This is a genomic window from Amycolatopsis sp. 505, from assembly GCF_031625235.1.
Lineage (GTDB): Bacteria > Actinomycetota > Actinomycetes > Mycobacteriales > Pseudonocardiaceae > Amycolatopsis.
The window spans coordinates 309,554-321,362 of the sequence record NZ_JACKQP010000005.1 but is presented as its reverse complement, the minus strand read 5'-3'; the positions used below and the strand labels follow the sequence as shown (position 1 = coordinate 321,362).

Sequence of the window (11,809 nt, the reverse complement as noted above, 5' to 3'; positions counted from 1 at the left end):
GATGTGGACCGCGATCGGCCGCGCGCTGGCCATGACGGGCTCGATGCTCTGGGAGATTCTTTGGGCGTTGATCCTGGGCTTCGCGCTGTCGGCGGTCGTGCAGGCCGTAGTGCGCAAGGCGACCGTCGCGAAGCTGCTCGGTGACGACCGGCCGCGCACCCTCGCGGTCGCCGCCGGTCTCGGCGCCGCCTCGTCGTCGTGCTCCTACGCCGCGGTTGCGCTGGCGCGCTCGCTGTTCCGCAAGGGCGCGCACTTCACCGCGGCGATGGCGTTCGAGATCGGCTCCACCAACCTCGTGGCCGAACTCGGCGTCATCCTCGCCCTGCTGCTGGGCTGGCGGTTCACGGTCGCGGAGTTCCTCGGTGGGCCCATCATGATCGTGGCGCTGGCCGTGCTGTTCCGGCTGTTCGTCCGCGGCCGGCTCCTCGAGCAGGCCCGCGAACAGGCCGAGCGCGGCCTGGCCGGGTCGATGGAAGGCCACGCGGCCATGGACATGTCCGTCCAGCGCGAGGGCTCGTTCCTGTCCCGGCTGGGCTCGGGCGAAGGCTTCACCGCCGTAGCGCACGTGTTCGTCATGGAATGGGCGGCGATCCTGCGCGACCTGCTGGTGGGCCTGCTCATCGCCGGCGCGGTCGGGGCGTGGGTGCCGGACTCGTGGTGGCACGCCTTGTTCTTCGAAGGTCACCCCGTCCTGTCGGCGGTGTGGGGACCGCTGATCGGGCCGGTGGTGGCGATCCTGTCGTTCGTCTGCTCGGTGGGCAACGTCCCGCTGGCGGCGGTGCTGTGGAACGGCGGCATCAGCTTCGGCGGCGTCGTCTCGTTCCTCTTCGCCGACCTGCTGATCCTGCCGATCCTCAACATCTACCGGAAGTACTACGGCGTCCGCATGATGCTGGTGCTGCTCGGCACCTTCTACGCCGCGATGGTCGTCGCCGGTTACGCCGTCGAGCTGCTCTTCGGCGCCACCGGGCTAACCCCGGAGGCACGGGACGCAACCGTGCTGGACCGTGGGATCTCGTGGAATTACACGACCTGGCTGAACATTGCGTTCCTGCTGCTGGCCGGCGTGCTGGTGGTCCGGTTCACCCGTACCGGCGGGCTGCCGATGCTCAAGATGATGAACGGCGCCCCGGCCGGGCAGAAGTAGTCACAGCACCGAGACGGCCGCAGCGGCGAGCGAAAGCTCTTCCCTCGACTGAACGGCCAGCACCGGAACACGCGCTCCCGGCGGGCTGATCACCGCGTCGCGCTCGCGGTTGCGGCTCAGCCCACCGCGCAGCCCGAGCACGCCGAGGCCACCGGCCACAGCTTCGGCGACCTCGGGCTGGTCCCAGCCGATGTCGCCGGTGAACACCAGCGCGTCGATCCGGTCGAGGCTGGCCGCGACGGCGGCGAGTTCGCGGCGCGTGCGGTGCTCGAACACCGCCATCGCGAACCGGGCCTTGACGTCGCCGGCCCGGCTGTCGCGGACCAGGTCGCGGGTGTCGTCGGACGTCCCGGACAGCCCCAGCAGGCCGGAGTGGTGGTAGAGCCCGTCTTCCAGCTCAGCGACGTCGAGGTGGCCTTCACGCAGCAGCCACAGCAGCATCCCGGGGTCCACCGTGCCGGAGCGTTTCGCCATCATCGTGCCTTCGAGCGGGGTGAACCCCATCGAGGTGTCGACGCTGCGCCTGCCCGCGACCGCGGCCACCGAACAACCGCCGGACAGGTGCGCCACCAGCAGGTTCAGCTCGCCGGACGGGCGGTCGAGCACCTCGGCGGCGCGGCGCACGGCCCAGGCGAACGACAGACCGTGGAAGCCGAACCGCCGCAGGTCCCACCGGGCCCGCCAGCGCGCGGGCAGCGGGTAGGTCCGGGCGATCTCGGGCAGGCCGCAGTGGAACGCGGTGTCCGGGCACACGACGTGCGGCACGTCCGGCAGTAGTTCGCTCAGCTGCTCCAGCAACGCCTCGGTGTTCGGCACGTGCTCCGGGGCAAGGGACTTCGCGGCGGCGATCGCGGCCCGCACCCGGCCGTCCACCACGGTCGGCTCGGTGAGCTCGGCACCGCCGTGGACGAGCCGGTGCGCGACCGCGGCCACTGCCAATCCAGCTACAAATGCCTTCACGTCGTCAGCCGCCTCGGCGGGCGGGCGGCCGATCTCCGCGGAATCGACCACCTCGTCGCCTTCGACCACGTGGAGGCGCAGGCTCCCGGAGCCGGGGTTGACGGTGAGCACCCTCATCCGCCCCACCGCCAGCCGGCGATCTCTTCCGGGTCTGCGCCGTCCCGATAGGACTGCACGAGCAGCGCGTCCCGGCGCTTGACCAGCTCACGGGCGAGGTCGCCACCGGCCGAGGCCCAGCCGCGGGCGCGGGCGACAGCGTCGGCGGCCAGGTCGTGACGGGTCATCCGATTGCTCGCGAGCAAGTCGAACGGCGTGGTCGTCGTACCTTCCTCGCGGTAGCCGTGCACGTGGAACCGGGCGGTGCCGGGCCGGCCGTGCAGCACTTCGTGCACCGCCGAGGGGTAGCCGTGGAAGGCGAAGACCACCGGCAGGTCGTCGCCGAAGCAGGCGGCGAACGCCTCCTCGGCCAGGCCGTGCGGATGCCGGTCCGGTGGGCACAGCGACAGCAGGTCCACGACGTTGACCACCCGAACCCGCAGGTCCGGCGCGACCTCGCGCAGCAGCTCGGCGGCCGCGACCGTCTCCAGGGTCGGGGTGGTGCCCGCGCAGGCCAGCACGACGTCGGCGGCACCGCCGGTGCTTGCCCACTCCCACACCGACGCCCCGGCCCGGCAGTGCGCACGAGCTTCCTCGGGCGAGAGCCACTGGGGACTGTCCTGCTTGCCGGCCACGACCACGTTGATCAGGTCGGTCGAGGCCAGGCAGCGGTGCATGACCTCCAGCAGTGTGTTCGCGTCCGGCGGCAGATAGACGCGCGCGGTGGTGGCCTTCTTGGTCAGCATCTGATTGATGAAGCCGGGCCCCTGGTGGCTGTAGCCGTTGTGCTCCTGACGCCAGCCGTCGCTGGAGAGCAGGTAGTTCAGGCTCGCCACCGGCGCGCGCCACGACACCTCGGCCGACATCTTAAGGAACTTGGCGTACTGGTTCACCATGCTGTCCACAATGGACACAAAAGCTTCGTAGCAAGGAAACAGGCCGTGCCGGCCGGTGAGCAGGTACCCCTGCAACCAGCCCTGGCACAGGTGCTCCGAAAGCACCTCCTGCACCCGGCCGCGGGGCGCCAGGTGTTCGGAGTAGCCGGGTACCTCGACGTCGAACTGCCGTGACGTCGTCTCCAGCAGCCCGCCCAGCTTGTTGGACTCCAGTTCGTCGGGGCAGACGACCCGGAACGTCTCCGGAGCGCGGCGGATGATCTCGGCCAGCCAGCCGGCGAGGACTTCGGGGGCGCTCGCGTCCACACCACCGGGCTTCTCGACGGCGACGGCGTACTTCCCGGTGTCGGGCAACGGCAGGTCACGGCGCAGCTGCCCGCCATTGGCCTGCGGGACCCGGCCCAGCCGCAGCTCGGGTTCGGGTGGCACTTCGAGCAGGTCGGCCGCGGGCACGCCATCGGCGCCGAACAGCTCCTCGGGCCGGTAGGAGCGAAGCCAGCGTTCGAGTGCGGCGAGCTGTTCGGGGTCCTCGGCCGCCGCGGGCAGCGGGACTTGGTGGGCGTGGAACGTCCCCTCCAGCGGCGTCCCGTCGGGGGCGGTGGCGGGCAGGCCGAGCCCCTTGGTGCTGCGCAGGACGATCATCGGCGGCGGCCCGTTCTCCTGCGCGTGCGCTCGGGCCAGCGCCTCGGCGAGCGGGGTGTCCGGGTCTTCGGCCCCGCGGACGTCGACCAGCAGCGGCGTCCAGCCGCACCCGGTGAAGTAGGCGGTCAGCTCCTCGTCCGACGTCGCTTCCCAGATCGTCGGTGACGCGATCTTGTAGCCGTTGAGGTGCAGGATCGGCAGCACCCGCCCGTCACCCGGGCCGGTGAACTTCGGGCTGTGCCACGCGGCCGCGGTCGGACCGGTCTCGGCTTCACCGTCGCCGACCACGCAGGCCACCAGCAGCCCGGGGTCGTCGAGGGCCGCGCCGAACGCCGTCGCCAGGGCGTAGCCGAGTTCGCCGCCCTCGTGGATCACGCCGGGCACCTCGGGTGAAAGGTGGCTGGGGAACCCGCCCGGCCAGGAGAACCGCCGGACCAGCTCGGCCAGGCCGTGCCCGTCGAGGGCGAGCTTGTCGTCGTACTCGGCGTGCGTGCCCTCCAGCCAGAGGTTCGCGTGGATGGCCGGGGCGCCGTGGCCGGGCCCGGTGACCAGCAGCGTCCGCTGCCCGGTCTCGGCGATCAGCCGGTTCAGCCCGGCGTAGACCAGCGTGATGCCGGGGCAGGTGCCCCAGTGCCCGAGCGGGCGCGGCTTGAGGTGCTCGGGCCGCAGCGGCTCGGTGAGCAGGACGTTGTCCTTGAGGTGGATCATCGCGGCGGCGAGGTAGTCGCACGCGCGCCGGTAGCGGCGCAGCGTCTCGGCCCGTGCAGGCAACGGTCGCTCCCTTCGCGGTCGGTCCACGCCGGGTACCCGGGGTCGCCCCGGTCAACCGGCCTCGGCCGGCCGGCCGGGGTCGGCTCCTCGCGGGAGCGCACCGGCTCGGGTCGCGCCACGTTTGTGCGGGCGAGCAAACTGGGCTGATGGTGTCACCACCTCGTGCAGTCCCGAGCGCGTCAGGCCCGCCGGTTCCGGCGCCACCGGTCGTCGCGCTGGTCGCGTCGGCGGGCGGCCTAGGGGCGATCACCTCCGTGTTGAGCACGCTGCCCGCCGAATACGGGTTCGCCGTGGTGGTCGCCCAGCACATGGGCGGGCACGGCCGGATGCTGGCCGACATCCTCCGCCGGCGGCTGACGCTGCCGGTGGGGTGGGCCGCCGACGGCGAGCCGCTGCGGCCCGGCACCGTGGTCGTGTGCCCCGCGCGGACGGTGATGGAGCTGTTGCCGGACGGGACGGTGTCGCTGGCTCCGGCCACCGGTCCCGGTTCCGGCGGCGTGCACGACGCGTTGCTGACCTCCCTCGCCGGCTCGATCGGCGAGCGCGCGGTGGCCGTGGTCCTGTCGGGCATGGGCCAGGACGGCCTGGCCGGCGCCCAGGCGATCAGGCGGGCCGGCGGCACCGTCATCGCCCAGAGCGAGCAGTCCGCCGAGCACGCGTCGATGCCGTTGGCCGTGGCCGAAGCGGGCGTGGCGAACCTGGTACTGGACCTGCCCGAGATCGGGCCGGTGCTGTGGGACGTCGCCCAGGGCGGCCTGCTGCCCCGCGGTGCGCAGGACCGCCCCGACGCCGGGTTCGTGTTCGCCGGGGCCGGAGAGGTCGCCACGCTGGCACGGAAGATCGACTGGAGCCAGACCCCGCTGGGGCCGGTCCGGCAGTGGCCGGCCCAGCTCGTCACCCTGGTGCGCACGGTGCTCGACAGCCCGGTGGGGATGTGCCTGCTGTGGGGCCCGGACCTGCTGCAGTTCTACAACGACGCCTACCGGCTGGTGATGGGAGCCAAGCACCCCGCCGGTCTCGGCCAGGCCAACCGGGAGTGCTGGCCGGAGGTGTGGCACCTCAACGAGCCCCGCTACCGGCGAGCGCTGGCCGGAGAGTCCGTCTCGCTCAAGGACGCGCTCTACCCGACCACCCGGCACGGCGACCCCGAGAACGCCTGGTTCGACTTGACCTTCAGCCCCCTGCACGACGACGGCCCGGCACCGGCAGGCGTCCTGGTCACGGCCATCGAGACGACGCACGAAGTGCTGGCCCGCCGCCGGCTCGACCTGCTGAGCACTCTGGCCGGGCACACCAGGAAGTCGGCGTCCGGGCGCGCGGCACTCGAATCCTTCATCGGCGCGCTCGGCGACGACGCGCCCGACATCCCCTTCGCCGCCGCCTACCTCAACGACCCGGCACGGCAGCGGGCGGAACTCGTGGCCGCCGTGGGCACCCCGGCCGGCGGGCCGCTGGCGCCGCACACCGCGTTGCTGTCCTGGCGGCGGCCGAAGTGGCCGCTGGCCGAGCTGGTGGCGACCGGCGAACCCGTCCTCGCCACGGACCTGGCGCACGCGTTCCGCGGGGTGACCGTCGGCGCGGGCGATGACGAGCCCGGGTCCGCGATGCTCTTCCCGCTCGGCGAAACCCCCGCCCGCGCGCCCGCCGGGATCCTGCTCCTCGGGGTGAGCCCGCGGCTGCCGCTGGACGAGCCCTACCGGCACTTCCTCGGCCTGGTCGCCGCCCAGGCCACCGCCGCGCTCACCGACGCCGTGCGCCGCCGCCGCCAGAGCGACCGGATCGACCAGCTCGCCGAGCTCGACCGCACCAAGACCCAGCTCCTCTCCACCGTCAGCCACGAGCTGCGCACCCCGCTCACCCTGCTGCTCGCCCCGCTCGACGACCTCGCCGCGCCCGTCGCGAACCTGGCCCCTCACTTGCGGGCACAGGTCGACATCGCCGCCCGCAACGCCCGCCGGCTGCTCGGGATGGTCGAAAGCCTGCTCGACTTCTCGCAGCTCGAAGCGGGCCGCCTGCGCGCCCGGTCCGAACCCACCGATCTCGCCCAGCTCACCGAAGACATCGCCAGCACCTTCCGCGGCGCGACCGACCACGCCGGGATCACCCTTGAGGTCGACTGCCCGCCCCTGAGCGCGCCGGTCCCGGTCGACCCGGAGATGTGGGAGAAGATCGTCGCCAACCTGCTGTCGAACGCCGTGAAGTTCACCTTCGCCGGCACGATCACCGTCACCCTGCGAGAACTGCCCCAGCACGCCCAGCTCACCGTGCGCGACACCGGCGTCGGCATCCCGGAAGACGAGCTGGCCAGGGTGTTCACCCGCTTCCACCGCGCCCCCGCCACCCGCTCGCGCACCCACGACGGCGCCGGCATCGGCCTGGCGCTGGTCCACGAGCTCGCCCGGCTCCTGCACGGCCGGGTCAAAGTGCGCAGCACCGTGGGCGAGGGCACCGAGTTCACCGTGTGGATCCTGCGCCGGAAGTCCCCGGACGCCGAGAAGCCCGCTTCCGGCCGCATCCACCGCGCCACCGCCGTCGCCCTCGCGGAGGCCGCGGAGCACTGGGACACCCACACCGATGACACGCCGGCCCCGGCGTGGCCGGACCGCGCCCGGCTGCTGGTGGTCGACGACAACCGCGACATGCGGGACTACCTCACCCGGCTCCTGTCGCCGAACTGGCACGTCCACGCCGTCGGCGACGCGCAGCGCACGCTCGAGTCGGCCCGCCGGGACAGGCCCGACCTGATCGTCGCCGACGTCATGATGCCGGAAATGGACGGCCTGGAGCTGGCCCGCCGCCTGCGGGCCGACCCCGCGCTGCAGAGCGTGCCGCTGATCATGCTCAGCGCCCGAGCCGGCGAGGAAGCCACCGTCGAAGGCCTCACCGCCGGTGCCGACGACTACCTGGTCAAGCCGTTCGCACCCAGCGAGCTCGTCGCCCGCGTCGCCGCCCAGCTCGAACGCCGCCGCGTCCAGGAAGTCGGCGACCGCCGGTTCCGCGCCCTCGTCGCGGCCACCTTCGACGCGGTGTACCGGATGAATCCCGACTGGAGCGAGATGCGCGGGCTCGACGGCCGCGGGTTCATCGCCGACACCACCGCTCCCAGCCACTCCTGGCTCGACAGCTACATCTCCCCGGACGACCAGCCCGGCGTGCTCGCCGCGATCGACGAGGCCGTGCGCACCAAGAGCGTGTTCGACGCCGTCCACCGCGTCCGCCGCGTCGACGGCACCCTCGGCTGGACCCACTCCCGGGCGGTCCCCCTCTGCGACGACAACGGCGAGATCGTCGAGTGGGTCGGCACCGCCACCGAAGTCCCCGGCCCCGCCGCTCGACGCTGAGGAGTCTCATGCGCGACGAAATCGAAGAACGCGTCGCTTACATCGCCCAGGCCGCGGCCAAAGCGGACGACCTGGAAGAGCGAGCGGACCGGCTGGCGGCGACCGCGGCACGCGCGTACGCCGACGCGGAAGCCGCCCACCAGCGCGCCGAGCAGCGCCGCCGCCAGACTCGGGCACGGCTGCGCTCCACCACGCCGAAGCCGTGAACCACCCGTCTTGTTCGCCGTCGCGCCCGTGGTGTCCGAGGCCGACACGACCGGCGGGCTGACCCGCGGTCCCGACCGCGCCGCCGAGGCCGTCTCGCGACGGGCACCCGGTGCATGCAGGAGTGAGGCCGTCCGGGGAGGAGGATTCGCCGGGCGCCGTCCCCGGCCCGTCCAGCCGACTCACGTGGCCAGAGGCCGCAGGGGCGCGCACGCCGCCAGGGCATCCTGACCAACTGCCACGACCGGCCCTGCGAGGAACTGGGCTGGCGAGGCTTCGCCCTGCCGCGCATACGATGCAAGTTCGGCCCACTCAACGGAATGATGACCTTCAGTGCAGCCACGGCGGCGCCGGACTGACCGCCGCGGAACCGGTCGTGCTGGTGGAGAAAATGTCCGCCGCCGGAATCCCGTCCGGGTCCGACAACGACAGCTTCGGCATCAGCATGCTCGGCAACACCATGCTGCGCTGGTCCGAACCCGCCCTGCGCACCCGCTTCCTGCCGCGGATCGCCTCGGCGAATACGTCTTCACGCAGGGATTCTCCGAACCGGGCGCCGGCTTCGATCTGGCCTCACTCGCCCGGCGCGCCGAACTCGTGCGCGTCATGGTCGAGCGTTTACCTCAACGCCCGCGCCGGCACCATCTACGCCGGCTCGTCCCAGGTGCAGCGCGGGATCGTCGGGGACTCCTGCCGGGCCTGCCGAAGGAACCGGAACGAGCCTGATGGCGGTTCACGTGGAGCGGATAGCTTGGACGGCGGTGTCGTAGAGGTCGAGCATGTCGACCTGTCCGCGCCGGCGTACCCATTCCTCGTTGGCGACCTGCAGGCAGACGATCGCCGCGGCCGCGATCGCGCGGGCGTGCTGGGTGCGATCTTGCTCACTATCTACACGCCTACAACTTCCCAGTTGACCTGCAAGTTCTCCACGGCTGGCCCCGAAGCAACCCGCGGCCCCATGGGGTAATTGAGTGTCCCAGTCCGAGTCCGAGACGATCTTGCCCGCTAACCACAACGCTTGAAGTGGGATGACCTGAGCATGAATAAGGACTGCCGAAAGGTAGCCAGCACCGGCCGGTCCGAACTTGAGCGCGACGCCAATCGGTCGGCCGTGAGGACTGGGACCATCACCCGGCCCGAAGAGCATGGCGTGTAACTCGAACGGGTCATTAACGGCTGATCCGGATGGCGGTTGACGATCGGTCGTGAGACACTCCCGCGATTATGACAGGCGATGATCGTGGCAATGGCCGGGCGGCGAAAGGGGTGGCGCTGCCCCAACGTGTGGGCGCGCACCGACTCCTTCGACGACAACCCCGTCAAGCAGCTGCTGATTCCCGCCGGCGTGTTTACTGTCGTGTCAGGCGCAGTCGGAGCGCTCGAGGTTCGCAACAACTACGGCACCTGGCCCGCTGGCAGCGCCAACCAGCCGCGCGACAGCGACAGCCTGTGGGCCAAGTTGCCCATCGGCGCCAAACCCGGCGATGCACTGACCCGCGCCACCTGGAACACCCCTAGCCCTCTGGTGCATCTGGAACCACGAGTCGTGCTCGACAGCTACAACGACGCAATCACATTCAACGAGGGAACCGTAGATACCCCTGGTCTGCGGTCGCCGCAGCTGGGCGCAATGCACGCCGTCCTGGGTACTGGACGACTAAACGCATGACGCCGGCGACCGTGGTCATGCCGACCGGCACTGGCAAGACCGAAACGATGTTGGCGCTGCTGGTCGCAGCCCGCCCCGCCCGGCTACTAGTGCTAGTGCCCTCAGATTCACTGCGCGAACAGGTAGCAACCAAGTTCGAGACGCTTGGCGTGCTGCAAGAGCTAGGCATCGTCGACAGTGCGGCACTGCGCCCCGTGGTGGGCCGTGTTCAGCACGGCTTCACCACAGTGGAGACGGCCACCGGCTTCGCGAAAGCCTGCAACGTCATCGTTGCTACCCCCCTAGTCATTAACTGCGTGCGAACCGGAAGCCCTGGATGCGCTGTTGGACGCTTGTTCACACCTGTTCATCGACGAAGCGCACCACGTCGCCGCCGTAACGTGGTCGAACATCCGCGACGCGTTCATCGATAAGCACGTCATTCAGTTCACCGCGACACCGTTTCGCTGAAATCATCAGCAATCCGTGGGCAACACTGGATGACCTTCTGGGACTTGAGGTCGCCGACGTGGCGGACGACGGGATCGGGACGTTGGCGGCCTACGGCCGGTGCTCGACCGAGGACAACCAGGACCCGGAGACGTCCCGCGGCTGGCAGTTCGGGAACGCGCGAAAGTTCGTCGAGCCGCTCGGCGGGCAGATCGTGGCAGAGTTCTTCGACGTCGGGCAGTCACGGTCTGTCCCGTGGGAACGACGAACCGAGGGCGCGCGACTGCTCGCCGAGTTGAAGAATCCGCGACGCGGATGGGACGGAATCGTCGTCGGCGAGGGCACGCGGTGTTGGTTCGGCAACCAGTTCTCGCTCATCGCGCCGAAGTTCGCCGCCTACGGGGTTGATCTCTGGGTGCCGGAACTGGGCGGGAAATACGACCCGCGGAACCCGTCTCACAAGATGCTGATGAGCGTGCTCGGCGGGATGAGCGAGTCCGAGCGTCAGCACGTTCAGGCTCGCGTCCGAGCGGCAATGGACGCGCAGGTGATCAACGAAGAGCGTGACCAGGGCGGCAGGGCGCCGTACGGCTACGTCGTCGTCGACAGTGGTCCGCATCCGAACCCGCGGAAAGCTGCGGAAGGGTTCAAGCTGCGGGTGCTGGCGATCGAGGAGACGACGGCGGACGTGGTGCGGCGAATCTTCGCCGAGTACCTCGGCGGCAACGGCGATCGAGCGATCGCCAACCTGCTCAATCGGGACGGCATTCCTTGTCCCTCCGCGCATCGGCCGGACCAAAATCGGCACCGGCTCGCGGACGGCTGGCAAGGCAGCTCGGTACGAGCGATCCTCGATAACCCGCGATACACCGGTTACGCCATCTTCGGGCGCTGGACGAAGCACGAGACGTTGCTTGATCCGGAAGACGTCGCCGCGGGCCACGTGGTGCGATTCAAGCGCGCGGCGCCGGACCGGATTGTGCGGACACGCGAGCAGGCGCATCCGGCGATCGTCTCCGTGGAGACCTTCACGCAAGCTCAACTAGTGCGGCGGTCGAAGTCTGCGGGTGGGTTGAAGACGGCACGCAAGGCCGAGCGAGGCGCCCGAAACACCGCACGGTCATATCTGCTGCGCGGACTGATCCGATGCGGAGTCTGCGGCCGGAAGATGCAAGGAACCACGATCCGGAAAGGCGCCTACTACCGCTGGACCTCGCGGACTATGGCGCCGGGCTCGCTGCAGCTGACGGAGCACCCGAAGACGGTGAACCTGCGCGAAGGCGTGGTAGTCGAAGCGCTCAACGGATGGCTTCACGAGCTGTTCCACCCGGACAACCGCGACCGAACGGCGGCCGCGCTACTCGGATCGGACGGGAGCAAGGCCGGCTGTGGTCCGCTCGAAGCGGCGCGGAACCGACTGGCGGACGCAGAGGCGAGGCTTCAGCGGTATCAGGCGGCGATCGCGGCCGGCGTCGAGCCCGACGCACTCGTCGACCCGATCAACCAGGCACAGGCCGAACGAGCCGCCGCGAAAGCACAGATCGAGAGCGTTCCAGCCGACTCGACGGTAAGCCGCGCCGAGATCTACGCGAGGATAGATGCCCTCGGCGACGTCTGCGGGACACTGGCCGACGCAACCACGGCGGGCCTGAAC

The 11,809-nt window shown here is 70.6% G+C and carries 9 protein-coding genes and 1 pseudogene; 8 read left to right on the top strand and 2 right to left on the bottom strand.

Going from position 1 to position 11,809, the window contains the following annotated elements:
* Position 1 precedes the first annotated feature (1 nt).
* Positions 2-1,147 (top strand): permease, encoded by a 1,146-nt coding sequence (locus tag H5965_RS20650; protein WP_310971672.1) that lies wholly within the window; start codon positions 2-4, stop codon positions 1,145-1,147.
* On the opposite strand, the gene H5965_RS20645 is transcribed toward H5965_RS20650, so the two are convergent.
* Positions 1,148-2,233: an acetate kinase gene (locus tag H5965_RS20645; RefSeq protein WP_310971671.1), complete on the bottom strand. Its 1,086-nt coding sequence runs from the start codon at positions 2,231-2,233 to the stop codon at positions 1,148-1,150.
* Positions 2,221-4,512, bottom strand: coding sequence for a phosphoketolase family protein (locus H5965_RS20640; RefSeq protein ID WP_310971670.1), 2,292 nt, complete (start codon positions 4,510-4,512; stop codon positions 2,221-2,223). The genes H5965_RS20645 and H5965_RS20640 overlap by 13 nt, the downstream gene beginning before the upstream one ends.
* Positions 4,513-4,658: 146 nt before the next feature.
* Here H5965_RS20640 and H5965_RS20635 point away from each other — a divergent pair, with 146 nt between their 5' ends.
* The 7 genes and pseudogenes from H5965_RS20635 to H5965_RS20615 all read left to right on the top strand — a co-directional run.
* On the top strand, positions 4,659-7,853 hold the full coding sequence (locus H5965_RS20635; protein WP_310971669.1) for a chemotaxis protein CheB: 3,195 nt from the start codon (positions 4,659-4,661) through the stop codon (positions 7,851-7,853).
* Between the two features lie 8 nt (positions 7,854-7,861).
* On the top strand, positions 7,862-8,059 hold the full coding sequence (locus tag H5965_RS20630; protein WP_310971668.1) for a hypothetical protein: 198 nt from the start codon (positions 7,862-7,864) through the stop codon (positions 8,057-8,059).
* A 374-nt stretch (positions 8,060-8,433) separates the two neighbouring features.
* Entirely contained in the window at positions 8,434-9,024 is a 591-nt protein-coding gene (locus H5965_RS20625) for a hypothetical protein (RefSeq protein WP_396136919.1), read from the top strand.
* A gap of 267 nt (positions 9,025-9,291) precedes the next feature.
* Positions 9,292-9,726: a hypothetical protein gene (locus H5965_RS20620; protein ID WP_310971666.1), complete on the top strand. Its 435-nt coding sequence runs from the start codon at positions 9,292-9,294 to the stop codon at positions 9,724-9,726.
* Positions 9,723-9,998: pseudogene (locus H5965_RS46180) on the top strand (DEAD/DEAH box helicase family protein); the annotation flags it as partial. The gene H5965_RS20620 and the pseudogene H5965_RS46180, both read left to right, overlap by 4 nt.
* A 52-nt stretch (positions 9,999-10,050) precedes the next feature.
* Positions 10,051-10,176 carry a DEAD/DEAH box helicase family protein gene (locus tag H5965_RS46175; RefSeq protein ID WP_396136918.1) on the top strand — a complete coding sequence of 42 codons (126 nt, stop codon included), beginning with the start codon at positions 10,051-10,053 and terminating at the stop codon, positions 10,174-10,176.
* Positions 10,136-11,809: recombinase family protein (locus H5965_RS20615; protein ID WP_310972023.1), on the top strand; the 1,674-nt coding region annotated here is incomplete at its 3' end. The genes H5965_RS46175 and H5965_RS20615, both read left to right, overlap by 41 nt.

Bases quoted from the DNA above. Each gene is read 5' to 3' on its own strand.
- H5965_RS20630 (WP_310971668.1), top strand. From the start codon at position 7,862: ATGCGCGACGAAATCGAAGAACGCGTCGCTTACATCGCCCAGGCCGCG.
- H5965_RS20635 (WP_310971669.1), top strand. From the start codon at position 4,659: ATGGTGTCACCACCTCGTGCAGTCCCGAGCGCGTCAGGCCCGCCGGTT.
- H5965_RS20650 (WP_310971672.1), top strand. From the start codon at position 2: ATGTGGACCGCGATCGGCCGCGCGCTGGCCATGACGGGCTCGATGCTC.
- H5965_RS20620 (WP_310971666.1), top strand. From the start codon at position 9,292: ATGATCGTGGCAATGGCCGGGCGGCGAAAGGGGTGGCGCTGCCCCAAC.